We start from the raw sequence: 23,820 nt of genomic DNA on the forward strand, positions 1-23,820 counted from the left end.
AACTGAGTTCATCTTCTAAGCAAGAGCTTCTGAAATATCTACTGAATTCGCCTCATGCCATAGTTTTTCCAGATTATAGTGGGCACGCATTTCTTCTGAGAAGATATGCACAACGACAGCACCGAGGTCTAGCAAGACCCATCCTCCAGCTGCATCGCCTTCAACGTGGCTACCTTTAAAGCCTGCTTGAGCTACCTTTTCACGGATATTATCAGCGATAGCATCCAACTGACGGCTATTCATTGAGCTAGTGATAACAAAGTAGTCTGTCACGCTAGTCAAATCTTGTACATCAAGTGCGAGGATATCCTCTGCACGTTTTTCATCAGCCGCTTTCACGACTAGTTCTAGTAATTCTTTTTCGTTCATTTAGTCCTCTTTCAAATAGTGCACAAAAGCGTTATAGGTTTCAAGGGTTTGGGGATAGATGGGGAATCCCTGATGAGCTAGATGCTCCACAGTGCGAGCTGTTTCGTAGGCCACCGCCTTATTGAGCGATAGACTTGCAATCTCACGCGCCACGTCCACTCCAGGAAAGGCACGATTGTGCTCGATATAATCTGCTACATAGATAACCTTATCAAGATCTGTCATCTGACCAGCACCGACTGTATGGATTTCAATGGCTCGCAGGATTTCAGAATCATCCAAATCCAAGTCTTCCTGAATCTTGTATATACCAACCATGCCATGCCAGACATTATTGCCCCAGTTTTTGAGGTCGGGGTCTAGCTGGTAACGGTCAATCAAATCCAGAAATTCCTGATCTGACAGCTTTTTAGCATAGTCATGAAGAAGGCCTGCAAGACCTGCCTTCTCAACATCTACTCCAAATTGCTGGGCTAGTTCTATAGCTGCACGCTCCACACCCAAGCAATGGGTTAAGCGTTTTTCAGGCAGAAGCTCTGCCATTTTTTCCAACAAAGCCTCACGAGAGCAGTTGATATAGTCTTGATAGGCCATCAGTATAGACCCTCCTTCTCGATGTAGTCTAGCACAGGCTGAGGTAGGAGAAAATTGGGTTTCCGTTCCTGGGCAAGGAAGTCACGCACCATGCTGGACGAGATATCCATGAGAGGCACATCCACCCAGATAACTGGATAGGAAGTGCCAGCCTTGTAGCGTGGGCGCTGAACTCCCACAAACTGAACCATATCTACCAGTTCATCAATTCGGTACCACTTAGGCAGATAGTCCACCATGTCAGCACCGATGATAAAGTAATAATCCGTATCAGGATGTTGCTCTGTCAAAATCTTCATAGTGTCATAGGTGTAAGAAATGCCCTTACGTTCCAACTCAATAGTTTCAATGTCCAGACCTTCAATCCCCTCAATCGCCAACTCAATCATCTTGAGGCGATGGTGCTCAGGGATGGTTTCCTTTTTATCTACATGAGGAGGTTGGTATTCAGGCATGAGTAGAACTTGGTCCAGTCCCAACTGTTGCCGTACTTGGTCCGCAACAATCAGATGGGCATTGTGAACAGGGTTAAAATTCCCTCCTAAAATACCGACTTGTTTGCGTTTTTTCTCCTTGATTTCTGGCTCCAACTCTACCTTGGTAAAGGGAGTCAATAGTTCGATTGCCATAGGCTAGTCTCCTTTATTTCTCTGTAAAAACAGTTATTTGGAGTAGGTTTTTAGATTTCTTTGACTTTTTTAGAAATCTTGCGATTTTCTTTCTTGATAGATTGTTTAAACAAAATCAAGATGCGTCCGATTTTTTGGACTGTATCCACACCGATTTCTTCTTCCAAAATTTCAGCTACTTCGTGGATATTTTCATCGGTATTTTGCAAGAGCGTTACTTTAATCAATTCGCGGGCGTCAAGAGCTTGACGAACGCTGGTTTTGATTTGGTCGTTCAGTCCATTTTTCCCAATTTGGATGATGGGTTTGAGGGTGTGTGCCTGACTGTTGAGGAAGGCACGTTGTTTTGATGTTAATGACATAATTTCTTTAAAAGAGTTTCTTTTTATACTTTTCTAAAGTGGTGGCGGACGTCAGCAAAGTCCTTCGGACTTTCATGACTAAAATTTGAGTCTATAGTCTCAAATTTTCCGCAGTTGGTACAATCACTTGTACCAACTGACACCACGGCGAAAAGTATTCTCTACGGGCTCGCAACGCTCGCCTTAATAAAGACAACCCTTTCCTTTCTGTGTTTAAATAATGGCTTTTCGTGTGACGACGGCAACGCCTTCTGGTGCCCAGACTGCGACTTTGGCTGTGCCTGTTACACGGATCCAGCCGAGTCCAGAGATGACTAGGTCTGTCTTTTCCTTAATGTTAAATACGTGCTGAACTAGTTTTGGAAAATCTTCTTTTTCCTTACTATTTGGTGGTGTCAGAAGGGTTCCTAGATGCTTATCGTAAAAGGCACTCGCTCCTTCGAGCTTGGTTCGGTGGAGTTTGAGTTCATTGTCAAAGAAAGCAGTAAATCCTTGTTTTTCTCCTGATATAAAGTCAAAACGTCCGAGACCTCCTAAAAACAGGGTTTGTTCAGGATTGAGCTGATAGGTTTTAGGTTTGATTTCCTTTTTAGGACTGACATACTTGAGATTTTTGGCCGTCAAGTAGTGAGCCATCTGGTGACGGTGGATAATCCCTGGTGTATCGTAGATATAAGAACCGTCATCAAGCGGAATCTCGATTTTGTCCAAGGTTGTCCCTGGGAAGCGCGAAGTCGTGATGACATTCTGATCACCCGTAATTTCTTGGATAATAGCATTGATTAGAGTTGATTTTCCAACGTTGGTCACACCGACCACATAGACATCACGGCCCTTACGGTAGTGTTCAATCTTGTCAATGACTTCCTTAATAGCATGTTTGTTTTGGGCCGAAGTTAAGACGACATCGACTGGACGAAGTCCTTCTTCGTGGGCACGTTCCATGAGCCACTGGCTAATCTTGCCTGGTTTAACAGACTTGGGCAAGATATCTTTTTTATTTCCCACCAAGAGGACATCATTGCCCGAGACAAAACGTGGCAAGCCTGGGATAACAGAGCCATTAAAATCAAAGATATCAATGACATTAACTACCAAGGCATCACTGTCTCCCACCTCGTGCAAGAGCTTGAGGAAATCATCGTCCGTCAACTGGACATCCGTGATTTCATTATAGTGGCGGAGACGGAAACAGCGTTGGCAATATACTTCGCCTGTCTCCAAGCCTTTTTCAAGTGCCGACTGGGGAGTGAAACCAAGACCAGCCTTGTCTGTTGTCTGAATGGTTGCTCCACAGCCAATACAGAGAATTTCTTCCATAGTTAAATTCCTTTTTTATATGTAATCGGTCCGTACTTTTCAGTGATTTTTCGCATGACACGACGCTCACGAGCTCGGTTAATCTGCGTTTTGATAGAGTCATGTTGGACCAAGGGTTTGACTAAAATCGAGCGAATGCCTGCACGGTGGGCTGCTCGAATATCTGTCATGAGCTGGTCACCGACCATGACCACTTCACTTTTCTCATAGTGGAATTCCTTCATGGCACGATCAATCCCAAATGTGAAGGGCTTCAGAGCCCAATAAACGTAATCAATTCCAAACTTCTCAACTGCACGTTGGACCCGTTTTTTGGTGTTGTTTGAGACTACGATGATGCGAATGCCCGCGTCCTGAAGGTCATGTAGCCATTGCTTCATCTCTGGCGTCCCATCAGGGTTGTTCCAAGCAATGAGAGTATTATCCAAATCGACCAAAACAGCCTTGATTCCCTGCGCCTGCAGGCTTGGGACTGTCAGATCATAGACTGCTTCCACAGCAAAGTCTGGCATGTAGTTTTCAATCACCATTTTGGCTCCTTTTCTTTTATTTTCTAGTAATTTTCTTCAGCCATTGAGATAAGGCCACCCATAAAATCAAGCTAGTCATTAAGATATAAATCCAAGCATTTGGCTCTTCTGTAAATGGTAGAGGAACATTCATTCCGAAGAAACCTGTAATAACCGCAAGTACTGCTAGTAAGACGGAGATAATAGTCAAAATTGACAAACTATCATTCAAGTTATTGTTTAGGATGTTGTTGTAAGAAGCTGAGAGTTGTTGCAAGACTTGAGAAATCAAGTCTGTCATAGACACCAACTGATGGGCTTCAATCATGGCATCATCAAACTGCTCTCGTTCGACATCATTAAATCTCCGATAAAGAGCATGGCCCTGGATATGTTCCAAGAGGAGTCGATTTTGTTTTGCTGCTGCTGTCAAGTAAACCATACCAGTCTCCAAGTCAGAGAGGGCGAAGAGATTTTTCTTTGTTGTAGTTTGACGTAGCAAGGCACTAATTTCGTCCTTACTTTTATCCATCTCTTCAATGACAGGATAATAAGCGTTACTGATAATCTCTAAACCAGCAAAGAGAAACTTGTAAATAGAAAGCGACTCATGGTTATCCAGATAAGCTGACATCTGATCAATGACATAAGCATTCTTATGGTTGCTGATGGTAATCATTCGTTGTCTTTCGACGATAAAGGTCATGGGAATCGCTTCATAATATTCTTTGTCTTTTTCTAAATCAAGAACATTATAAATAAAGGTTACCGTCTCCGTTTCACGGTTATAATCCATATGAGCTCGTTCATTTCTATCCAGAGCATACTCAATGGTTTCCTTGTCCAATCCATAGATGTCAGAAAGATCTTCCATATTTTTAATCTTATCCACATCAAGGTCTATCCAGGTACAACCATTGCCCAACTGCTTTTCTAAAACCATCTTTTCTCCTTTATTAAACTCTTTCTATTGTACCACAAATTACTTAAAATAACAGGTCTAGTCTGTGCGTGAGAAATTGCTGACGACGGTGATATTCCGATTGGGAACGAAGTGCAGAACCTGGTCTTCTCCTCTGAGTTGCGTTGTTCGAATGCCGACACTGACAACCTTGCCCGATACAGTAATAGGACCATTTGTCAAAACAACTTCATCTCCTACATCCAGTTGACGTTCAAAGAGGATGAAAAAGCCATTGATGACATCAGACAGAAAACCTTGGGCTCCCATCCCAATAGCCACCCCAGCAATCCCAGCTCCAGCAAGCAAACTAGAAACTGGCAAACCCAAAATAGACAAGATACAATAAAGTAAAAAGAAATAAAGGGTATAATTAAACACATTTTCTAACAGACGTGAGATGGTTTTCTGACGTCCGACATCATGACGAGACATTTTTAGAGAAGGTTTGACAATTCTCTGCACCATGGTATGGAGCATTTTCTTAGCTATATAGAATAGCAAAAATAGAAATAACAGAGAAAGTAACTTGGTTAAGATATTCTCAATAATCGTTGTTATATCAAGCTTATTGAGGTAGGTTTGAAAAAAATCTTGCATAGAAAACTCCTTTCATTTATTATACCATACTTTCACAAGTGATGAATCTCCATAAATATTCAAAAATAATAGCAAAAATAGACAGAAAATTCTTGATTTTAGTTCATATTTATACTATAATCATAAACATTACACAACAAAGGAAATTGTTATGAAAAAATTCATTCATGCTTGGAATAAGGCAAGCCTAATCAAACGGATTTTGATTGGCATGCTTATTGGAGGAACCCTAGGACTGACACTTCCTAACATTTCAGGAATTGGTTTACTTGGAGATCTCTTTGTTGGTGGCCTTAAAGCCATCGCACCCATTCTAGTCTTTGCCCTCGTTGCTAACGCCCTTTCCCAACATCAAAAGGGCCAAGATAGCAATATGAAAACGGTCATCTTCCTTTACTTGGTGGGAACCTTTGCAGCTGCACTTATCGCTGTACTAGCAAGTTTCATCGTACCTGTTGAAATTACCCTAAATAGTGCTAATACCGATATTGCTCCACCAGATGGGATTGGACAAGTCCTCAGCAACCTCTTGCTCAAACTGGTTGACAACCCAGTCAATGCCCTTGTCACAGCCAACTACATCGGTATCCTATCCTGGGCAGTTGTTTTCGGGATTGCTATGAGAGAAGCCAGCAAAAATAGTAAAGAATTGCTGAAAACCATAGCTGATGTGACTTCTAAGATTGTCGAATGGATTATCAACCTAGCTCCATTTGGTATCCTTGGTCTTGTCTTCAAAACCATCTCTGATAAGGGAATCGGAAGCCTCGCTAACTACGGAATCTTGCTTGCCCTCTTGGTGACAACTATGTTCTTTGTCGCTCTGGTTGTCAATCCATTGATTGCCTTTCTCTTTATGAAGAGAAATCCTTATCCCCTCGTTTGGAAATGTTTGCGTGTCAGCGGTGTTACAGCCTTCTTTACTCGTAGTTCTGCGGCGAACATCCCTGTCAACATGAAACTTTGTCACGACCTTGGACTAGATCCAGATACCTATTCGGTTTCTATCCCACTCGGTTCTACTATCAACATGGCTGGGGCTGCGATTACCATTAACGTTCTAACCCTTGCTGCAGTAAATACTTTGGGAATCCCTGTTGACTTTGCGACAGCCTTTGTCCTCAGTGTGGTAGCAGCTATCTCAGCCTGTGGCGCTTCTGGTATTGCGGGCGGTTCCCTCCTTCTTATCCCAGTTGCTTGTAGCCTTTTCGGTATTTCTAACGATATTGCCATGCAAGTTGTTGGGGTTGGATTTGTGATTGGGGTCATCCAAGATTCATGCGAAACAGCTCTCAACTCTTCAACAGATGTCCTCTTTACTGCCGTTGCCGAATACGCGGCAGCCCGTAAAAAATAACTCATAAAGGCAAGCCTGCTCAGGTCTTGTCTTTTCCGCTTTTATTCTAACTTACTAGGAAATCCTTATGTCTATTAGCCAACGTACGACCAAGCTCATCTTAGCTACCTGTCTTGCCTGCCTTCTTGCTTATTTTCTCAATCTCTCCTCAGCTGTCTCGGCTGGAATCATCGCCCTCTTGAGCCTATCCGATACCCGTAGAAGTACCTTAAAACTGGCCCGAAATCGGCTCTTTTCCATGCTTCTAGCTTTGGTTATCGGAGTTCTGGCTTTTTACTTGAGCGGATTTCATATCTGGAGCCTTGGCCTCTATCTTGCCCTCTACGTGCCTCTAGCTTATAAGATGGGCTGGGAAATTGGCATCACACCAAGCACTGTTTTGGTTAGCCACCTCTTGGTACAAGAGTCAACCTCTCCAGACCTCCTAGTCAATGAATTCCTTCTCTTTGCTATCGGTACAGGATTTGCCTTGCTTGTCAATCTCTACATGCCTTCACGAGAAGAGGAAATTCATCACTACCACACATTGGTAGAAGAAAAGTTAAAAGATATTCTCCAGCGCTTCAAATATTATTTATCCAGAGGGGACGGACGCAACCGAGCACAGCTGGTTGAAGAATTGGACACCCTTTTGGAAGAGGCACTCAGACTAGTCTATTTGGATCACTCTGACCACCTCTTTCACCAAACCGACTACCATATCCACTATTTTGAAATGAGACAGCGACAAAGTCGTATCCTGCGAAATATGGCCCAGCAAATCAACACCTGTCACCTAGCTGCCAGTGAAAGCCTAATTTTGGCCCAACTCTTTTCAAAAATTGCCGGTCAACTGAGCCAGACCAATCCTGCTTCTGATTTGCTAGATGAAATTGAACGTTATCTGGAAGTCTTCCGTAACCGCAGTCTGCCCAAGACAAGAGAAGAATTTGAAACCCGCGCCACGCTCCTCCAACTACTACGTGAAGCCAAAACCTTCATCCAAGTAAAAGTTGATTTTTACCAAAAATATGGACAGTAAAAAAGAAAACTTCAGACCAATCACCAAAAGTGAATATCTGAAGTTTTCTTTTATTTGTAAGTTATTACCATGAAGGTTAACAGTAAAATGAATAAGGTATGTAATTTATCATCTTTTCCAAAAGAAGTTGAGATAAGATACAGTATACCTCACTGTCACATTATACACGACACTGAGTTTTGGGAATCTATTTTATTTGCCAAACGTAGTTAGTAAGGCAGTTAGCTAGACTACTTCCTACCAGTTACGACGGAAAAATCCACGAATCGATAATATTCGTGGATTTTTCCTAGTGAAGCGTTTAGGTAAACCGCCATAGCGGTTACCGTCAAATGACAGCAACTTTATGTTGCTAGTCATTTGTAACGATTTACATCTTCTCTTCCAACTCTACATCTGGATACTTGTCCGCAAACCAGCGAAGAGCAAAGTCGTTTTCAAAGAGGAAGACTGGTTGGTCAAAACGGTCTTTGGCCAAGATATTCCGGCTTGATGACATCCGTTCATCCAAGTCCTCAGGCTTAATCCAACGAACGGTCTTTTTACCCATTGGGCTCATCACCACTTCTGCGTTGTACTCGCCTTCCATGCGGTGCTTAAAGACTTCAAACTGAAGTTGACCTACAGCGCCTAGCATATACTCGCCTGTTTGGTAATTCTTATAAAGCTGAATGGCACCTTCTTGCACCAATTGCTCAATCCCCTTGTGGAAGGATTTCTGCTTCATGACATTCTTAGCAGAAACTTTCATGAAAATCTCAGGTGTAAAGGTTGGCAGTGGTTCAAATTCAAACTTGTTTTTCCCAACTGTCAAGGTATCCCCAACTTGATATGTACCTGTATCGTAAACCCCGATAATATCACCTGCCACGGCATTGGTCACATTCTCACGACTTTCCGCCATAAACTGAGTAACATTCGAAAGTTTAGCACCCTTACCAGTACGAGGCAGGTTGACACTCATACCACGTTCAAATTCACCCGATACGATACGTACAAAGGCAATACTGTCACGGTGACGAGGGTCCATATTGGCTTGGATTTTAAAGACAAATCCTGAGAAATCTTTATCATAAGGATCCACAATTTCACCATCTGTTTTCTTATGACCATGAGGTTCCGGAGCAAACTTAAGGAAGGTTTCAAGGAAGGTCTGCACACCAAAGTTTGTCAAAGCTGAACCGAAGAAGACAGGTGTCAATTCTCCAGCCAGAATAGCTTCCTCTGAAAACTCATTCCCAGCTTCATTTAAAAGTTCAATATCATCCTTGACTTGCTCGTAGAAAGGATTGCTACCAAAGAGTTTGTCCCCGTCTTCTAGACTGGCAAAACGCTCATCCCCTTTGTAGAGCTCCAAGCGTTGGTTATAGAGGTCATAGAGCCCTTCGAAGGCTTTCCCCATCCCAATAGGCCAGTTCATCGGATAGCTAGCAATGCCCAAGACTTCTTCCAATTCTTGCAAGAGGTCCAGTGGCTCACGACCGTCACGGTCCAGCTTATTCATAAAGGTAAAGACCGGAATTCCACGGTGTTTGACAACTTCAAACAATTTCTTGGTTTGGGCCTCGATACCCTTGGCAGAATCCACAACCATAACTGCAGCATCCACCGCCATCAAGGTACGATAGGTATCTTCTGAAAAGTCCTCATGCCCTGGCGTGTCGAGGATATTCACACGCTTGCCATCATAGTCAAACTGCATCACAGATGAAGTCACCGAAATCCCACGTTGCTTCTCGATATCCATCCAGTCAGACTTGGCAAAAGTCCCTGTTTTCTTTCCTTTTACGGTACCAGCCTCACGAATCTCGCCCCCAAAGTAGAGCAACTGCTCAGTGATGGTTGTTTTCCCCGCGTCCGGATGGGAGATGATGGCAAAGGTACGACGTTTCTTAATTTCTTCTTGAATATTCATAAGTTCTCTTTCTTTGATTCTCTATTTTTCTTGTTCCAATAGCTAAGAATGATTTCTACATTGGATTTTACCATTCCTTTCAACACTCCATTATATCGGATTTTGCCATTTTTTTCAATTTCTATTTCTTTTCACTTCCCCCTCCCTTATTTATAGGAAAATATGGTAAAATAGAACAGACTAAAAATCATCATTTCACGAAAGGATGCAAGATGAAAATTACGCAAGAAGAGGTAACACACGTTGCCAATCTTTCAAAATTAAGATTCTCTGAAGAAGAAACTGCTGCCTTTGCGACAACCTTGTCTAAAATTGTTGACATGGTTGAATTGCTGGGCGAAGTTGACACAACTGGTGTCGCACCTACTACGACTATGGCTGACCGTAAGACCGTACTCCGCCCTGATGTGGCTGAAGAAGGAACCGACCGCGATCGCTTGTTTAAAAACGTACCTGAAAAAGACAACTACTATATCAAGGTACCAGCTATCCTAGACGATGGAGGAGATGCCTAATGACTTTTAACAATAAAACCATTGAAGACTTGCACAATCTCCTTGTCTCTAAGGAGATTTCTGCAACCGAACTAACGCAAGCAACGATTGAAGATATCAAGTCTCGTGAAGAAGCTATCAATGCTTTCGTCACTATCGCTGAGGAGCAAGCTCTTGCTCAAGCTAAAGCTATTGATGAAGCTGGAATCGATGCTGATAATGTCCTTTCAGGAATTCCACTTGCAGTTAAGGATAATATCTCTACAGACGGTATTCTTACAACTGCAGCCTCAAAAATGCTCTACAACTACGAGCCAATCTTTGATGCGACAGCCGTTGCCAATGCAAAAGCGAAAGGCATGATTGTCGTAGGGAAAACCAACATGGACGAGTTTGCCATGGGTGGTTCAGGTGAGACTTCTTACTACGGGGCCACTAAAAATGCTTGGGACCACAGCAAGGTTCCTGGTGGTTCATCAAGTGGTTCTGCCGCAGCTGTAGCATCAGGGCAAGTCCGTTTGTCTCTTGGTTCTGATACTGGTGGTTCCATCCGCCAACCTGCTGCCTTCAACGGGATCGTTGGTCTCAAACCAACCTACGGAACAGTTTCACGTTTCGGTCTCATTGCCTTTGGTAGTTCATTAGACCAGATTGGACCTTTTGCTCCGACTGTTAAGGAAAATGCTCTCTTACTCAACGCTATTGCCAGCGAAGATGCTAAAGACTCTACTTCTGCTCCTGTCCGCATTGCTGACTTTACTTCAAAAATCGGTCAAGACATCAAGGGTATGAAAATCGCTTTGCCTAAGGAATACCTCGGTGAAGGAATTGACCCAGAGGTTAAGGAAACTATTCTTAATGCTGCTAAGCACTTTGAAAAATTGGGTGCTATCGTTGAAGAAGTTAGCCTTCCTCACTCAAAATACGGTGTTGCCGTTTACTACATCATCGCTTCATCAGAAGCTTCATCAAACTTGCAACGTTTTGACGGTATCCGTTACGGCTATCGTGCAGAGGATGCGACAAGCCTTGATGAAATCTATGTAAACAGCCGTAGCCAAGGTTTCGGTGAAGAGGTGAAACGTCGTATCATGCTTGGTACATTCAGTCTTTCATCTGGTTACTACGATGCCTACTACAAGAAAGCTGGACAGGTCCGTACCCTCATCATTCAAGATTTCGAAAAAGTCTTCGCAGATTACGATTTGATTTTGGGTCCAACTGCTCCAAGTGTTGCTTATGACTTGGATTCTCTCAACCACGATCCCGTTGCTATGTACTTGGCTGACCTTTTGACCATCCCAGTCAACTTAGCTGGTCTACCAGGAATTTCGATTCCTGCTGGTTTCTCTCAAGGTCTACCTGTCGGTCTGCAATTGATTGGTCCTAAGTACTCTGAGGAAACCATTTACCAAGCTGCTGCTGCTTTTGAGGCAACAACAGACTACCACAAACAACAACCCGTGATTTTTGGAGGTGATAACTAATGAACTTTGAAACAGTCATTGGACTTGAAGTCCACGTAGAGCTCAACACCAATTCAAAAATCTTCTCACCTACTTCTGCCCACTTTGGAAATGACCAGAATGCCAACACTAACGTGATTGACTGGTCTTTCCCAGGCGTACTGCCAGTTCTTAATAAAGGTGTTGTCGATGCCGGTATCAAGGCAGCTCTTGCCCTCAACATGGACATCCATAAAAAGATGCACTTTGACCGCAAGAATTACTTCTACCCTGATAATCCAAAAGCCTACCAAATTTCTCAGTTTGATGAGCCAATCGGCTACAACGGTTGGATTGAAGTCGAGCTAGAAGACGGTACGACTAAAAAAATCGGTATCGAACGTGCTCATCTAGAGGAAGACGCTGGTAAGAATACCCATGGTACAGATGGCTACTCTTATGTTGACCTCAACCGCCAAGGGGTACCCTTGATTGAGATTGTATCTGAAGCTGACATGCGTTCTCCTGAAGAAGCCTATGCTTACCTAACAGCCCTCAAGGAAGTTATCCAATACGCTGGTATTTCTGACGTTAAGATGGAAGAAGGTTCGATGCGTGTGGATGCCAACATCTCCCTTCGTCCTTATGGTCAAGAAAAATTTGGTACCAAAACTGAGTTGAAGAACCTCAACTCCTTCTCTAACGTCCGTAAAGGTCTTGAATACGAAGTCCAACGTCAAGCTGAAATCCTTCGCTCAGGTGGTCAGATTCGCCAAGAAACACGCCGTTACGATGAAGCCAACAAAGCAACCATCCTCATGCGTGTTAAGGAAGGCGCTGCAGACTACCGCTACTTCCCAGAACCAGACCTACCTCTCTTTGAAATCTCAGACGAGTGGATCGAAGAAATGCGTAGAGAGTTACCAGAGTTTCCAAAAGAGCGTCGTGCGCGTTATATATCTGACTTTGGTTTATCAGACTACGATGCTAGTCAGTTGACTGCTAATAAAGTCACTTCTGACTTCTTTGAAAAAGCTGTCGCCCTCGGTGGTGATGCAAAACAAGTCTCTAACTGGCTCCAAGGTGAAGTCGCTCAGTTCTTGAACGCTGAAGGCAAGACACTGGAACAAATCGAATTGACACCAGAAAACTTGGTTGAAATGATTGCCATCATCGAAGACGGCACTATCTCTTCTAAGATTGCCAAGAAAGTCTTTGTCCACCTTGCTAAAAATGGCGGCGGAGCACGCGAATACGTTGAAAAAGCAGGTATGGTCCAAATCTCAGATCCAGCTGTCTTGATTCCAATTATCCACCAAGTCTTTGCCGATAACGAAGCTGCTGTTGCCGACTTCAAGTCAGGCAAACGTAACGCAGATAAGGCCTTTACAGGCTTCCTTATGAAAGCAACCAAAGGCCAAGCCAACCCACAAGTCGCCCTTAAACTACTTGCACAAGAATTGGCAAAGTTGAAAAATGAGTAACTCATTTAAAGTATAACTGACACCAGACTGCTAAAAAATTAGCAGTTCTGATGGCTTGCAGTATGCATTCATATAGTTAGGAGACATATGAAAAAGTTATATACTCTTCTCACCACCTGTTTACTACTCCTTTTCGTTACACCGATGCAATCCATCGATGCAGGGGTAGGACATTCTCGAAGTGGTAGCTCTAGCCGTAGTAGCTCCAGTTCAAATGGTAGCCGAAGCCGTTCCAGTAGCAGTAATAGCGGTAGTTCTTCCTACAGAAGTAGCTACAGTTCTGGAGACGGTTCCTATAGTTCGAGTTACTCTGAGCAAGAGTTGTACGGAATTGTAGTCTTTTTAATAGGTGTTTACGTAGTTGTCTTAGTTCTAAAGAATAAAAGTAATCAAAGCTCATCAGAAAAATCCTATAGTAGCGCTACTGTATATAATCCCCAAAACCATCGTCGAGTTGAACACAATACATTAGCTACTAGTCGTGTTAAATATGGCGATCCAAACTTTGATGCCGATGCTTTCGCTTCATGGGTTAAAGAAGTCTATATTCAGTTACAGGCAGCCTGGACTAAAAAGGATTGGAATTTGGCTCGCTCTCTTGAAAGTACCAGCCTTTATTCCCAACATAGTATACAACTCGAAGATCATATCCGGGCGAAAACAACCAATGTTTTAGAAAAAGTCTATGTTGAAAATGTTCGCATTAAAGATTTCTACGAAAATCCTGATGGTAACGATACCCTTGTTGTGATCTTGTCATCTACACTCAGGGACTATGTCATTGAAGACCAAAGTAAACGTGTCATCGAAGGTGATCCTCAAGAGGACTTGTTTACAGTCTATCAAATGAACTTTATCCGTAAACACGGAAGTCAAACTGAACTAAATGTCAGTGATGAAGCCATCAGTGACCACTGTCCAAACTGTGGTGCCCCATTGAAAATCTCTGCTATCAGTAAATGTGACTATTGCGATGCTGATCTAACACGCAGTCCAAACCAATGGGTACTCGATACCTACGATGTTGTGGATGAAGACGAACTTTATAATTAGGAGGAAATTATGGGATTTATTCGTGCCGCCCTATCTTCAGGGCTTAATAGTTTCAACGATAGCAAATTTAAAGAAGCTATTGTTCTTCCAAATAACCTAACAACTGATGCCTTGGCCATTAAAGGACAACTTCTTACAAAAGATCCTGACGGCACTTCTAGACAAAGCAACCACAATACTGGACTTTTAACAGATGGTTCTGTAGTCATTGTTCCACAAGGTTATGTAGCTATTCTTGTCAACAACGGAACCTTCCTTGGCGATGTCTTAGAAGCTGGTAGCCACGAATGGCGTTCTGAAGATAATGCCTGGCTTCTTGAAAAGGGTGGTATAAAGGGTACTTGGGAAAATTTCAAAAACCGCTTCTCTTTTGGTGGTCAAGTCATTACCCAACAGGAAATCATCTTTATCCGTATGCAACCCATCGCAGGTAATAAATTTGGTACTCAAAACGCCGTAGAGTATTTCAGTGAACGCTATCAACAATTGCTCAATATTCGTTTCTACGGCTTGTTTGATATCAAAGTTGCTGATCCAGTCCTATTTTATGTCAGCTCCATCAGTCAACAAATTGAAGATCATAGAGCATTTACCCTGAAAGATATCGCTCAGGGAACTCTCAGACAAAATATCTCTCCTAAAATTGCTATTGCAATCGCCAAATTTACAAACGAAAACCGAGTTGATATCTATAGTCTTAATGCCAATCAAGATACTTTCAACAATCTAGCAAAACAAGAAGTTAACAAGGTATGGACTGGACTTTACGGAATTGAAACAACCAACATCCTGCTTGAAGATTTGAGCTATGACCAAGAAAGCTTGAATATTATTCGTAAACTTGATAGCGAACTAGTCGCTATGAAATACAATACGATTGAGATTGAAGAACGTCGTGCCCGTAACGAAGCTCTCATCGTTGCTGCAAACAATGAAGGCAACGGCAATGGTATGAACATAATTATGGGAATGAATCTGGGACAAACGCTTGGCGGGCAACTCAACCAACAAACTCAAGCTCCTATTCAAAATAATGGGCAAACTGCAAGTAAGAACTTTTACATCGAGGTAGATGGCAAGTATGTTCTCGTAACCAAAGATGAAGAAGGAAATATCGTACCTGTCAACTAACTCAAGTTAATCTGATATTTGAGAATTATTGCGTTTTATGGTACAATAAAGAGTAACAATATTTATTAAAGAGGTAAAAACATGATTGAAGCAAGCAAATTGAAAGCTGGTATGACATTTGAAACTGCAGACGGAAAATTGATCCGCGTTTTGGAAGCTAGCCACCACAAACCAGGTAAAGGAAACACGATCATGCGTATGAAATTGCGTGATGTCCGTACTGGTTCTACTTTTGACACAAGCTACCGTCCAGAAGAAAAATTCGAACAAGCTATTATCGAAACTGTTCCAGCTCAATACTTGTACAAAATGGATGAAACTGCCTACTTCATGAACACTGAAACTTACGACCAATATGAAATTCCAGTCGTAAACGTTGAAAATGAATTGCTTTACATCCTTGAAAACTCTGATGTGAAAATCCAATTCTACGGAACTGAAGTAATCGGTGTAACTGTACCAACTACTGTTGAATTGACAGTCGCTGAAACACAACCATCTATCAAAGGTGCTACTGTTACAGGTTCTGGTAAACCAGCGACTATGGAAACTGGACTTGTTGTCAACGTTCCTGACTTCATCGAAGCTGGACAAAAATTGATCATCAACACTGCAGAAGGAACTTACGTTTCTCGTGCCTAATCTCTAGAAAGAGGTCATTCTATGGGAATTGAAGAACAATTTGGCGAAATCGTTATCGCTCCACGTGTACTTGAAAAAATCATTGCCATCGCAACTGCTAAAGTTGATGGTGTCCACTCATTTTCAAATAAATCCGTATCTGATACCCTATCAAAACTCTCTCTTGGTCGTGGCGTCTACTTAAAGGAAAGCAATGAAGAGCTAACTGCTGACATCTATCTCTACCTTGAGTACGGTGTGAAAGTACCAAAAGTGGCTCTTGCTATTCAAAAAGCAGTCAAAGATGCTGTCCGAGATATGGCTGATGTGGAACTTTCTGCTGTCAATATCCATGTTGCAGGAATCGTTCCAGACAAAACGCCAAAACCTGAGTTGAAAGATTTATTTAACGAGGACTTCCTCAATGACTAGTCCATTATTAGAATCTAGACGCGAACTTCGAAAATGCGCTTTTCAAGCTCTTATGAGCCTTGAATTCGGCACAGATATGGAAACAGCTTGTCACTTTGCCTACACGCATGACCGTGAAGATGCAGATGTGCAAATCCCTGCCTTTCTTCTGAACTTGGTTTCTGGCGTTCAAGCTCAAAAAGACGAGTTGGATAAACAAATCAACCAGCACCTCAAGTCAGGCTGGACAGTTGAACGCTTAACCTTGGTCGAAAAAAACTTACTACGCTTGGGTATCTTTGAAATCACATCATTTGATACACCTCAGCTGGTAGCAGTCAATGAAGCTATTGAACTTGCTAAGAATTTTTCAGATCAAAAATCAGCCCGCTTTATCAACGGACTGCTTAGTCAATTTGTAACTGAAGAATAGTAGATAGAAAACAGTGTTTGACAGATATCAAACACTGTTTTCTTTGCTTCCACTATCTTAAAAAGTGGTAATAGACATAATTATAAACAAAAATCCAGATGGGTTTTGCATAAATGAGAAAGTTAAAAAAACTATGGCACAAGATGGTGATTTTTAAGTTCTTTGTCCACCGATATACTAGGGCATAGAAGAGACCGCCTAAACTATAAATAATCAAACTGATAGGATCTCGGTGAGTTAGGATCAAATGACTAAGTCCAAAAATAAGAGCAGATAGAATAACATCCAGATAGTACTTGGACTGGTGGAAAAAGGTATTCATAAAATACCCTCTATGAATCAGTTCCTCCAATATAGGTGCGACAACTACTGTTAAACTAAAACTGAGAACAGTTGATAGAAAAGTTGGTTGCCCATTGGAGTATAGAATCGAAAGAAGGTCTTGAAAGATATACTTGTTATCAATTAGGTGATGAAACTGTAACTGAAAAGCATCCACCAATTGACGATCAAAATAAGTAGCCACTAGACCAACTACAAGGTAAAAGAATCTTGACTTCTTTGAACCCTTTTTCTCAAAAATATAGAGCATCTCTTTCTTTTTGAGCCAGTAGATAAATAATAGCAAAAGAGCTGTTAATTCAACTGTTAAAAAGATAAAATAGCCATCTATCCCCCATCCTAAAAACTTAGTGATTTGCACTACCCCTAACTCTGGTAGATAAACCGATAGAAATACCAATGATGTAAAGACTCCCAAATGCCCTAGTTTTTTCATACTTACCCCTTTAATTTATCAGTAGCCAATACCATTAGCACGTCTAGTCGCATGATTCAGTATTGTACTCGAGTCAGTTGCAATGCTATAAGCATAAGGCCAACTCCAATAATAATCATCAACCAACCAAATCATGCCACCACCTGAAGTTTCCTCTAAGTTCTCAGATGAAAGAACTGTAAATGTATCTGTACCTGTCATATCAAGTACCTCCTTAAAATAAATTTTTGTAAGGTTACATCTACAGTATGGATCATTTTTGTCTATTTTATTAGTATTCTCCTCAACTATCAATTTTTCGGCCTAAAGTGCATTTTCCTATAAAAAATGAGACCTTTCTAGTCTCATATAGTCATTTTTAGTATTTTCTAAATCGTTGGTAACGCTCTTCCAACAACGCTTCTAGCGGTTTTTGTGAGAGTATAGATAGCTCAGCTTGGAGTTCTTTTTTGACAGTCTTAATCAGTTCTTTGCTCGAAAGTCCTGCTTCAGAAATCACATTATCCACCACGTTCATTTCTAACAGTTCATGCGAAGTGATTTTCATCAGTTCTGCCGCTTCCATAGCACGACTGCCATCTTTCCATAGAATAGAAGCAAAACCTTCTGGACTGAGAATGGCATAGATAGAATTTTCCAGCATCCAGACACGGTCTGCGACGGCTAGAGCCAGAGCTCCTCCTGAACCACCTTCACCGATAATAATGGCGATAATCGGAACTTTCAGGTCACTCATTTCCATGAGATTGCGAGCGATGGCCTCTCCTTGACCGCGTTCTTCCGCGCCGACACCAGGATAGGCACCTGCAGTATTGATAAAGGTCACAACTGGACGGCCAAACTTTTCAGCCTGTTTCATCAAACGTAGGGCCTTGCGGTAGCCTTCTGGATGTGGTTGTCCAAAATTCCGCTTGAGGTTATCTTGTAAGCTCTTGCCTTTTTGGATACCAACCACTGTTACAGCTTGATCTCCAAGCCAACCAATACCACCAACAACTGCACCATCGTCACGAAAAGAACGGTCACCGTGTAATTGGATAAAGTCATCAAAAATACTTGTCGCAAAGTCCAAGGTTGTCAAGCGACTCTGCTCACGCGCTTCTCTGACTATTTTTGCAATATTCATCTAGGACCCCCTCCGTGCAATCTGACTAGGCTAGCAATCGTATCTGGCAAATCTCTTCTTTTGACAATAGCATCCACAAAGCCATGTTCCAATAGGAATTCTGCCTTTTGGAAATCCTCAGGCAAGCTTTCACGAACCGTATTTTCAATGACACGACGCCCAGCAAAACCGACCAAACTCTGTGGTTCAGCCATAATGATATCGCCTTCCATAGCGAAAGAAGCTGTCACACCACCTGTCGTTGGATCTGTCAAAATGGTCAGATAAAAGAGACCAGCATTTGAATGCCGTTTAACTGCTGCAGAAATCTTGGCCATCTGCATGAGACTCATTATTCCTTCCTGCATACGGGCTCCACCAGAGGCTGTGAAGAGAACAACTGGCAACTGTTCAACAGTCGCATACTCAAACAAGCGAGTGATTTTTTCACCTACAACCGTACCCATAGAAGCCATGATAAAGTTGGAATCCATAATCCCAAGAGCCACAGTCTGGCCTTTTATAAGAGCTGTTCCTGTCACAACGGCTTCATCCAGACCTGTTTTTTCACGCATAGTTGCTAGTTTCTTTTGATAACCAGGGAAATGCAAGGGATCCTTGCTCTCAATCCCTGTAAACAATTCCTTGAAGGTTCCCATATCAATCGTCAAAGCCAAGCGTTCTTGGGCAGAAATACGAAAGGTATAGCTACAATATGGGCAGATACGCTCACTTCCCAGATCCTTCTGATAAATGGTATGCTTACAGCCTGGACACTGGGAGAATAATTCATCTGGAACCTCTGGCTTGGCTTGAGGTTTTTCCCTAACCGAACGATTGGGATTGATTCGAATATACTTATCTTTTTTACTAAATAGAGCCATTGATTCCCCTTTTCGGTTTAAACTCTTGAAGTCATTTTATTCTTTTTCTTGATATTTGGGTAAGAAGGTTTCCATCAAGAAGGAAGTATCGTAATCTCCAGCAATGACATTGCGATTTGAAATGAGGTCAAGCTGGAAATCTGCATTGGTCTGCACCCCTTCAATCTCTAATTCATAGAGGGCACGTTGCATTTTCATCAAGGCATCAAAACGATTTTCACCGTGAACGATGATTTTGGCAATCATACTGTCATAATAAGGTGGAATAGTATAGCCTGGATAAACTGCTGAATCTACGCGCAAGCCAACTCCACCACTCGGCAGATAGAGATTAGTAATCTTACCTGGACTTGGAGCAAAGTTGAAGGCTGGATTTTCTGCATTGATACGACACTCGATGGCATGACCGCGTAGGACAATATCTTCTTGCTTAACAGACAGAGGTTGACCTGCCGCAATGCGAATCTGTTCCTTAACGATATCCACACCTGAAACAAACTCTGTAACAGGATGTTCTACCTGTACACGAGTATTCATCTCCATGAAATAGAATTTGCCACTGGCTTCATCAAGAAGAAACTCAATTGTCCCTGCATTCTCATAGCCAACAGACTCTGCCGCTCGAACAGCCGCAGCACCGATTTCATGACGCAGCGTTTTTCCGATTGCAATCGAAGGACTTTCTTCTAAAACCTTTTGGTTATTCCGTTGAAGAGAACAATCCCGTTCACCTAAATGAATCACATTTCCGTGTTCATCTCCTAGGATTTGAACCTCAATGTGACGAGCTGGATAGATAACCCGTTCTATGTACATGGCACCATTGCCATAATTGACCTTGGCTTCACTAGAGGCAGTTTCAAAGGCTGAAACGAGGTCTTCTGGTTTTTCAACCTTACGAATCCCTTTACCACCTCCACCTGCTGAAGCCTTGAGCATAACAGGGTAGCCAATTTTTTCAGCAACAATCAAAGCTTCCTCAGAGTTATGCACTTCTCCATCTGAACCTGGAATGACTGGAACACCAGCTTTGATCATCTGAGCACGCGCATTGATTTTGTCTCCCATCATATCCATGACATGACCAGATGGGCCGATAAACTTAATACCTACCTCTTCACACATGGTTGCAAATTTGGAATTTTCACTGAGAAATCCGAAACCGGGGTGAATGGCTTCCGCCTCAGTCAAGACTGCAGCTGATAGAACCGCATTAATATTGAGATAAGACTCTGTTGGCTTACCAGGGCCAATACAAACTGCTTCATCTGCCAAAAGCGTATGAAGAGCTTCCTTATCAGCAGTTGAATAAACCGCCACCGTTGCAATGCCCAATTCACGCGCCGCACGGATAATACGAACCGCAATTTCACCACGATTGGCAATTAAAATTTTTCGAAACATGGAGAACCTCCTTAGTTCCCTATTGCAAAGGTAAGAGTACCACTAGCTGCAAGCTTGCCATCCACTTCAGCCTTTGCTTCAACCACAGCAATCGTGCCACGACGTTTGACAAAAGTCGCTGTCATAAGCAATTGGTCTCCAGGCACAACTTGCTTCTTGAACTTAACCTTGTCCATACCAGCGTAAAAGACCAGTTTCCCCTTATTTTCAGGTTTTGATAACTCCAAGACACCAGCTGTTTGCGCCAAGGCTTCCATAATCAGAACACCTGGCATGACAGGGTATTGAGGAAAATGACCGTTGAAGAAGGGCTCATTGATGGTTACATTTTTGATAGCAACAATAGTATCCTCGCTCACTTCCAACACACGGTCCACTAGGAGCATAGGATAACGGTGGGGAAGGGCTTCTTTGATTCCTTGAATATCGATCATTTGATACGTACCAATCCTTTACCAAACTCAACCATTTCTTCATTAGAAACGAGAATTTCTGTTACCACACCATCCTTAGGTGCAGGAATTTCATTCATAACTTTCATGGCTTCGATGATGACCAATGTTTGACCTTTTTTGACAGTATCACCAACTGTAACGAAGGCAGGTTTATCAGGACCAGCAGCCAAGTAAGCCACCCCAACAAGTGGGCTCTCTACAACATCTCCCTCAGCAACCACACTTGCTTCAGCTGGTGCCGAAGTTTCTTCCACTACAGTCTCTGCTGGAGCAGATGTAGGAGCTACTGGACTTGGTGTTGTTAGAACGGGCGCTGGAGCGACTTGAGCTGAAACTTCAGGCACAAGTCTCGCTTCATTTTTGCTAAACTGCAACTCATCCGTCCCGTTTTTATAAGAAAATTCTCTCAAACTTGACTGGTCAAATTGAGCCATCAAGTCTTTAATATCGTTTAAATTCATACTTATTTATTCTCCCAACGTTTGAAAGCAAGAACGGCATTGTGGCCACCAAAACCAAAGGTATTTGAAATAGCGTATGGAATTTCTTGCTCCAAGCCTTGTCCATAAACGACATTGGCTTCGATATAATCTGATACTTCACTTGTTCCAGCTGTCATTGGTACAAAGTTATGACGCATAGCTTCGATTGTGACGATAGCTTCTACTGCACCCGCAGCTCCCAGCAAATGTCCTGTGAAAGACTTAGTTGATGATACAGGTACTTCCTTACCAAGAACAGCTACGATAGCACCACTTTCTCCTTTTTCATTAGCAGGAGTTGAGGTTCCGTGAGCATTGACATAGGCTACTTGTTCTGGAGAAATCTCAGCTTCTTCCAAAGCGAGTTTGATGGCCTTGATAGCTCCCTGACCTTCTGGATGTGGTGAAGTCATATGGTAGGCATCACAGGTATTTCCGTAACCAACCACTTCAGCAAGGATAGTCGCCCCACGTTTTTCAGCGTGTTCAAGACTTTCAAGAACCAACATCCCTGAACCTTCTCCCATGACAAAACCATTGCGGTCCTTATCAAATGGAATGGAAGCACGAGTTGGGTCCTCTGTAGTTGAGAGAGCAGTTAGGGCTTGGAAACCAGCAATAGCAAAAGGTGTGATAGAGGCTTCTGAACCACCTACCAACATAACGTCTTGGAAACCAAATTTAATTGAGCGGAAGGCATCCCCAATCGCGTCATTTGATGAAGCGCAGGCAGTATTGATAGATTTACAAACACCGTTTGCTCCAAAACGCATAGCAACATTTCCTGAAGCCATATTTGGCAAGGCTTTCGGAAGGGTCAATGGTTTCACACGTTTTGGCCCTTTGTCATTTAGGCGAAGCACTTGATCTTCAATTTCCTTGATTCCACCAATACCAGAGGCCACAATAACACCAAAACGATCTTTATCAAGAGTCTCTACATCGAGATTAGCGTGATTGACAGCCTCTTGGGCTGCGTACAAGGCATACAAAGAATAGTTATCGAAACGATTGGTATCTTTCTTAACAAAGTATTTATCAAAAGGAAAATCTTGGATTTCTGCTGCATTATGCACATCAAAGTCACTATGATCAAATTTCGTAATTTGACCAATTCCGATTTTTCCAGTTGTCAAACTATTCCAAAATTCTTCTGGTGTATTTCCGATTGGAGATGTTACTCCATAACCTGTTACTACTACGCGATTTAGTTTCATCTTTTTTACCTCTAGCTTCTGCTACATACTTAAGCCACCATCAATGGCAACCACTTGACCAGTTAGATAATCTTGGCCTGTTAAAAATACTGTCAAATCTGCAACCTGCTCTGCCTGCCCAAATTCTTTCATAGGAATTTGCGCCAGCATAGCATCTTTTACCTTGTCTGATAGAACAGCTGTCATATCGGACTCAATCATTCCAGGTGCAATAGCATTAACTCTGATATTGCGATTGGCCACTTCACGCGCCACAGACTTGGTAAAACCAATCAAACCAGCCTTAGAAGCTGCATAGTTAGCTTGACCGATATTTCCCATCAAACCAACAACACTAGACATATTAATGATAGCACCTTCTCTGGCTTTCATCATCGGTTTTAAGACTGATTGTGTCATGTTAAAGGCACCAGTCAAGTTAACCTTGAGTACTTTTTCAAAATCCGCTTCTGTCATCTTGAGCATAAGGGTATCTTGGGTAATCCCTGCATTGTTGACCAAAACATCTACTGAACCCAGCTCAGCAATAGCTTGATCAACCATACGCTTAGCGTCTGCAAAATCGGACACGTCTCCTGATATAGGAACCACCTTGACACCATAGTTTGAAAACTCGGCTAGCAAGTCCTCTGAGATTGTCCCACGACTGTTTAAGACAATATTGGCTCCTGTTTGAGCAAACTTATGGGCAATGGCAAGACCAATTCCACGACTCGAACCTGTAATAAAGATATTTTTATTTTTTAGTTGCATTCTTTTCTCCTGTTTTCTCTTGTATTTATGGGA

28 protein-coding genes are annotated in these 23,820 nt (G+C 42.4%); 10 read left to right on the forward strand and 18 right to left on the reverse strand.

What is annotated here, in order from left to right:
* Window positions 1-15: 15 nt before the first annotated feature.
* From rsfS to ACLNCV_RS02095, 8 genes are all read right to left on the reverse strand, one after another.
* A complete protein-coding gene (gene rsfS, locus ACLNCV_RS02060) occupies window positions 16-369 on the reverse strand; it encodes a ribosome silencing factor (RefSeq protein WP_119920127.1) in 354 nt (117 codons plus the stop codon).
* Window positions 370-963: a bis(5'-nucleosyl)-tetraphosphatase (symmetrical) YqeK gene (gene yqeK / locus ACLNCV_RS02065; RefSeq protein WP_261126360.1), complete on the reverse strand. Its 594-nt coding sequence runs from the start codon at window positions 961-963 to the stop codon at window positions 370-372.
* Window positions 963-1,592, reverse strand: coding sequence for a nicotinate-nucleotide adenylyltransferase (locus tag ACLNCV_RS02070; RefSeq protein ID WP_173876480.1), 630 nt, complete (start codon window positions 1,590-1,592; stop codon window positions 963-965). Before ACLNCV_RS02070 ends, yqeK begins: the two co-directional genes overlap by 1 nt.
* Window positions 1,593-1,642: 50 nt before the next feature.
* Window positions 1,643-1,954 carry a ribosome assembly RNA-binding protein YhbY gene (yhbY, locus tag ACLNCV_RS02075; RefSeq protein WP_173876481.1) on the reverse strand — a complete coding sequence of 104 codons (312 nt, stop codon included), beginning with the start codon at window positions 1,952-1,954 and terminating at the stop codon, window positions 1,643-1,645.
* A gap of 213 nt (window positions 1,955-2,167) precedes the next feature.
* Complete coding sequence (yqeH, locus tag ACLNCV_RS02080) at window positions 2,168-3,274, reverse strand: ribosome biogenesis GTPase YqeH (protein WP_125838865.1); 1,107 nt, start codon at window positions 3,272-3,274, stop codon at window positions 2,168-2,170.
* A gap of 2 nt (window positions 3,275-3,276) precedes the next feature.
* A complete protein-coding gene (locus ACLNCV_RS02085; protein WP_000234219.1) occupies window positions 3,277-3,804 on the reverse strand; it encodes a YqeG family HAD IIIA-type phosphatase in 528 nt (175 codons plus the stop codon).
* Window positions 3,805-3,820: 16 nt separating this feature from the next.
* Complete coding sequence (locus ACLNCV_RS02090) at window positions 3,821-4,726, reverse strand: magnesium transporter CorA family protein (protein ID WP_000242265.1); 906 nt, start codon at window positions 4,724-4,726, stop codon at window positions 3,821-3,823.
* Window positions 4,727-4,783: 57 nt separating this feature from the next.
* Entirely contained in the window at window positions 4,784-5,344 is a 561-nt protein-coding gene (locus tag ACLNCV_RS02095) for a mechanosensitive ion channel family protein (protein ID WP_261014912.1), read from the reverse strand.
* 151 nt (window positions 5,345-5,495) lie between these two features.
* Between ACLNCV_RS02095 and sstT the strand changes: the two genes are divergently transcribed.
* The gene (gene sstT / locus ACLNCV_RS02100) at window positions 5,496-6,701 is read left to right on the forward strand and encodes a serine/threonine transporter SstT (protein ID WP_060627647.1); all 1,206 of its coding nucleotides are present in this window, start codon (window positions 5,496-5,498) and stop codon (window positions 6,699-6,701) included.
* Window positions 6,702-6,768: 67 nt separating this feature from the next.
* Window positions 6,769-7,722 carry an aromatic acid exporter family protein gene (locus ACLNCV_RS02105; RefSeq protein ID WP_060627646.1) on the forward strand — a complete coding sequence of 318 codons (954 nt, stop codon included), beginning with the start codon at window positions 6,769-6,771 and terminating at the stop codon, window positions 7,720-7,722.
* Window positions 7,723-8,092: 370 nt separating this feature from the next.
* Here ACLNCV_RS02105 and ACLNCV_RS02110 read toward each other — a convergent pair whose 3' ends face one another.
* Window positions 8,093-9,637 (reverse strand): peptide chain release factor 3, encoded by a 1,545-nt coding sequence (locus ACLNCV_RS02110; protein WP_424844816.1) that lies wholly within the window; start codon window positions 9,635-9,637, stop codon window positions 8,093-8,095.
* Window positions 9,638-9,849: 212 nt separating this feature from the next.
* Here ACLNCV_RS02110 and gatC point away from each other — a divergent pair, with 212 nt between their 5' ends.
* The 8 genes from gatC to nusB all read left to right on the forward strand — a co-directional run bounded on the left by gatC (window position 9,850) and on the right by nusB (window position 16,709).
* Entirely contained in the window at window positions 9,850-10,152 is a 303-nt protein-coding gene (gene gatC / locus ACLNCV_RS02115) for an Asp-tRNA(Asn)/Glu-tRNA(Gln) amidotransferase subunit GatC (protein ID WP_000705419.1), read from the forward strand.
* Complete coding sequence (gene gatA, locus ACLNCV_RS02120) at window positions 10,152-11,618, forward strand: Asp-tRNA(Asn)/Glu-tRNA(Gln) amidotransferase subunit GatA (protein WP_153199170.1); 1,467 nt, start codon at window positions 10,152-10,154, stop codon at window positions 11,616-11,618. Before gatC ends, gatA begins: the two co-directional genes overlap by 1 nt.
* Complete coding sequence (gatB, locus tag ACLNCV_RS02125; RefSeq protein WP_424844817.1) at window positions 11,618-13,060, forward strand: Asp-tRNA(Asn)/Glu-tRNA(Gln) amidotransferase subunit GatB; 1,443 nt, start codon at window positions 11,618-11,620, stop codon at window positions 13,058-13,060. Before gatA ends, gatB begins: the two co-directional genes overlap by 1 nt.
* An 87-nt stretch (window positions 13,061-13,147) precedes the next feature.
* The gene (locus ACLNCV_RS02130) at window positions 13,148-14,113 is read left to right on the forward strand and encodes a zinc-ribbon domain-containing transport protein (protein WP_084861660.1); all 966 of its coding nucleotides are present in this window, start codon (window positions 13,148-13,150) and stop codon (window positions 14,111-14,113) included.
* 9 nt (window positions 14,114-14,122) lie between these two features.
* Entirely contained in the window at window positions 14,123-15,244 is a 1,122-nt protein-coding gene (locus ACLNCV_RS02135) for an SPFH domain-containing protein (protein WP_424844818.1), read from the forward strand.
* 81 nt (window positions 15,245-15,325) lie between these two features.
* Window positions 15,326-15,886, forward strand: a complete 561-nt coding sequence (gene efp, locus ACLNCV_RS02140; RefSeq protein ID WP_000568643.1) for an elongation factor P — start codon at window positions 15,326-15,328, stop codon at window positions 15,884-15,886.
* Between the two features lie 21 nt (window positions 15,887-15,907).
* Window positions 15,908-16,297 (forward strand): Asp23/Gls24 family envelope stress response protein, encoded by a 390-nt coding sequence (locus ACLNCV_RS02145; RefSeq protein WP_020902992.1) that lies wholly within the window; start codon window positions 15,908-15,910, stop codon window positions 16,295-16,297.
* Window positions 16,290-16,709, forward strand: coding sequence for a transcription antitermination factor NusB (gene nusB, locus ACLNCV_RS02150; protein WP_000203637.1), 420 nt, complete (start codon window positions 16,290-16,292; stop codon window positions 16,707-16,709). Before ACLNCV_RS02145 ends, nusB begins: the two co-directional genes overlap by 8 nt.
* Window positions 16,710-16,761: 52 nt before the next feature.
* Here the strand turns inward: nusB and ACLNCV_RS02155 are convergent, their stop codons facing one another.
* From ACLNCV_RS02155 to fabG, 9 genes are all read right to left on the reverse strand, one after another.
* Window positions 16,762-17,487, reverse strand: coding sequence for a CPBP family intramembrane metalloprotease (locus ACLNCV_RS02155; protein WP_261126354.1), 726 nt, complete (start codon window positions 17,485-17,487; stop codon window positions 16,762-16,764).
* An 18-nt stretch (window positions 17,488-17,505) separates the two neighbouring features.
* Window positions 17,506-17,688: a hypothetical protein gene (locus ACLNCV_RS02160; protein WP_261126353.1), complete on the reverse strand. Its 183-nt coding sequence runs from the start codon at window positions 17,686-17,688 to the stop codon at window positions 17,506-17,508.
* A gap of 157 nt (window positions 17,689-17,845) precedes the next feature.
* The gene (locus ACLNCV_RS02165; RefSeq protein ID WP_115904871.1) at window positions 17,846-18,613 is read right to left on the reverse strand and encodes an acetyl-CoA carboxylase carboxyl transferase subunit alpha; all 768 of its coding nucleotides are present in this window, start codon (window positions 18,611-18,613) and stop codon (window positions 17,846-17,848) included.
* The gene (gene accD / locus ACLNCV_RS02170) at window positions 18,610-19,476 is read right to left on the reverse strand and encodes an acetyl-CoA carboxylase, carboxyltransferase subunit beta (protein ID WP_045604888.1); all 867 of its coding nucleotides are present in this window, start codon (window positions 19,474-19,476) and stop codon (window positions 18,610-18,612) included. Before accD ends, ACLNCV_RS02165 begins: the two co-directional genes overlap by 4 nt.
* A gap of 36 nt (window positions 19,477-19,512) precedes the next feature.
* Window positions 19,513-20,880, reverse strand: a complete 1,368-nt coding sequence (gene accC / locus ACLNCV_RS02175) for an acetyl-CoA carboxylase biotin carboxylase subunit (RefSeq protein WP_424844819.1) — start codon at window positions 20,878-20,880, stop codon at window positions 19,513-19,515.
* An 11-nt stretch (window positions 20,881-20,891) separates the two neighbouring features.
* Window positions 20,892-21,314 (reverse strand): 3-hydroxyacyl-ACP dehydratase FabZ, encoded by a 423-nt coding sequence (gene fabZ, locus ACLNCV_RS02180; protein ID WP_000565509.1) that lies wholly within the window; start codon window positions 21,312-21,314, stop codon window positions 20,892-20,894.
* Window positions 21,311-21,796: an acetyl-CoA carboxylase biotin carboxyl carrier protein gene (accB, locus tag ACLNCV_RS02185; RefSeq protein WP_261050726.1), complete on the reverse strand. Its 486-nt coding sequence runs from the start codon at window positions 21,794-21,796 to the stop codon at window positions 21,311-21,313. Before accB ends, fabZ begins: the two co-directional genes overlap by 4 nt.
* Before the next feature lie 2 nt (window positions 21,797-21,798).
* Window positions 21,799-23,034 carry a beta-ketoacyl-ACP synthase II gene (gene fabF, locus ACLNCV_RS02190; protein ID WP_000774075.1) on the reverse strand — a complete coding sequence of 412 codons (1,236 nt, stop codon included), beginning with the start codon at window positions 23,032-23,034 and terminating at the stop codon, window positions 21,799-21,801.
* 21 nt (window positions 23,035-23,055) lie between these two features.
* On the reverse strand, window positions 23,056-23,787 hold the full coding sequence (fabG, locus tag ACLNCV_RS02195; RefSeq protein WP_045612213.1) for a 3-oxoacyl-[acyl-carrier-protein] reductase: 732 nt from the start codon (window positions 23,785-23,787) through the stop codon (window positions 23,056-23,058).
* Window positions 23,788-23,820: the final 33 nt, after the last annotated feature.

Origin of the sequence: Streptococcus sp. CL5.50 (assembly GCF_049738015.1) — a bacterium.
GTDB lineage: Bacteria > Bacillota > Bacilli > Lactobacillales > Streptococcaceae > Streptococcus > Streptococcus mitis_CA.

Bases quoted from the DNA above. Each gene is read 5' to 3' on its own strand.
- rsfS (WP_119920127.1), bottom strand. From the start codon at position 369: ATGAACGAAAAAGAATTACTAGAACTAGTCGTGAAAGCGGCTGATGAA.
- yqeK (WP_261126360.1), bottom strand. From the start codon at position 963: ATGGCCTATCAAGACTATATCAACTGCTCTCGTGAGGCTTTGTTGGAA.
- ACLNCV_RS02070 (WP_173876480.1), bottom strand. From the start codon at position 1,592: ATGGCAATCGAACTATTGACTCCCTTTACCAAGGTAGAGTTGGAGCCA.
- yhbY (WP_173876481.1), bottom strand. From the start codon at position 1,954: ATGTCATTAACATCAAAACAACGTGCCTTCCTCAACAGTCAGGCACAC.
- yqeH (WP_125838865.1), bottom strand. From the start codon at position 3,274: ATGGAAGAAATTCTCTGTATTGGCTGTGGAGCAACCATTCAGACAACA.
- ACLNCV_RS02085 (WP_000234219.1), bottom strand. From the start codon at position 3,804: ATGGTGATTGAAAACTACATGCCAGACTTTGCTGTGGAAGCAGTCTAT.
- ACLNCV_RS02090 (WP_000242265.1), bottom strand. From the start codon at position 4,726: ATGGTTTTAGAAAAGCAGTTGGGCAATGGTTGTACCTGGATAGACCTT.
- ACLNCV_RS02095 (WP_261014912.1), bottom strand. From the start codon at position 5,344: ATGCAAGATTTTTTTCAAACCTACCTCAATAAGCTTGATATAACAACG.
- sstT (WP_060627647.1), top strand. From the start codon at position 5,496: ATGAAAAAATTCATTCATGCTTGGAATAAGGCAAGCCTAATCAAACGG.
- ACLNCV_RS02105 (WP_060627646.1), top strand. From the start codon at position 6,769: ATGTCTATTAGCCAACGTACGACCAAGCTCATCTTAGCTACCTGTCTT.
- ACLNCV_RS02110 (WP_424844816.1), bottom strand. From the start codon at position 9,637: ATGAATATTCAAGAAGAAATTAAGAAACGTCGTACCTTTGCCATCATC.
- gatC (WP_000705419.1), top strand. From the start codon at position 9,850: ATGAAAATTACGCAAGAAGAGGTAACACACGTTGCCAATCTTTCAAAA.
- gatA (WP_153199170.1), top strand. From the start codon at position 10,152: ATGACTTTTAACAATAAAACCATTGAAGACTTGCACAATCTCCTTGTC.
- gatB (WP_424844817.1), top strand. From the start codon at position 11,618: ATGAACTTTGAAACAGTCATTGGACTTGAAGTCCACGTAGAGCTCAAC.
- ACLNCV_RS02130 (WP_084861660.1), top strand. From the start codon at position 13,148: ATGAAAAAGTTATATACTCTTCTCACCACCTGTTTACTACTCCTTTTC.
- ACLNCV_RS02135 (WP_424844818.1), top strand. From the start codon at position 14,123: ATGGGATTTATTCGTGCCGCCCTATCTTCAGGGCTTAATAGTTTCAAC.
- efp (WP_000568643.1), top strand. From the start codon at position 15,326: ATGATTGAAGCAAGCAAATTGAAAGCTGGTATGACATTTGAAACTGCA.
- ACLNCV_RS02145 (WP_020902992.1), top strand. From the start codon at position 15,908: ATGGGAATTGAAGAACAATTTGGCGAAATCGTTATCGCTCCACGTGTA.
- nusB (WP_000203637.1), top strand. From the start codon at position 16,290: ATGACTAGTCCATTATTAGAATCTAGACGCGAACTTCGAAAATGCGCT.
- ACLNCV_RS02155 (WP_261126354.1), bottom strand. From the start codon at position 17,487: ATGAAAAAACTAGGGCATTTGGGAGTCTTTACATCATTGGTATTTCTA.
- ACLNCV_RS02160 (WP_261126353.1), bottom strand. From the start codon at position 17,688: ATGACAGGTACAGATACATTTACAGTTCTTTCATCTGAGAACTTAGAG.
- ACLNCV_RS02165 (WP_115904871.1), bottom strand. From the start codon at position 18,613: ATGAATATTGCAAAAATAGTCAGAGAAGCGCGTGAGCAGAGTCGCTTG.
- accD (WP_045604888.1), bottom strand. From the start codon at position 19,476: ATGGCTCTATTTAGTAAAAAAGATAAGTATATTCGAATCAATCCCAAT.
- accC (WP_424844819.1), bottom strand. From the start codon at position 20,880: ATGTTTCGAAAAATTTTAATTGCCAATCGTGGTGAAATTGCGGTTCGT.
- fabZ (WP_000565509.1), bottom strand. From the start codon at position 21,314: ATGATCGATATTCAAGGAATCAAAGAAGCCCTTCCCCACCGTTATCCT.
- accB (WP_261050726.1), bottom strand. From the start codon at position 21,796: ATGAATTTAAACGATATTAAAGACTTGATGGCTCAATTTGACCAGTCA.
- fabF (WP_000774075.1), bottom strand. From the start codon at position 23,034: ATGAAACTAAATCGCGTAGTAGTAACAGGTTATGGAGTAACATCTCCA.
- fabG (WP_045612213.1), bottom strand. From the start codon at position 23,787: ATGCAACTAAAAAATAAAAATATCTTTATTACAGGTTCGAGTCGTGGA.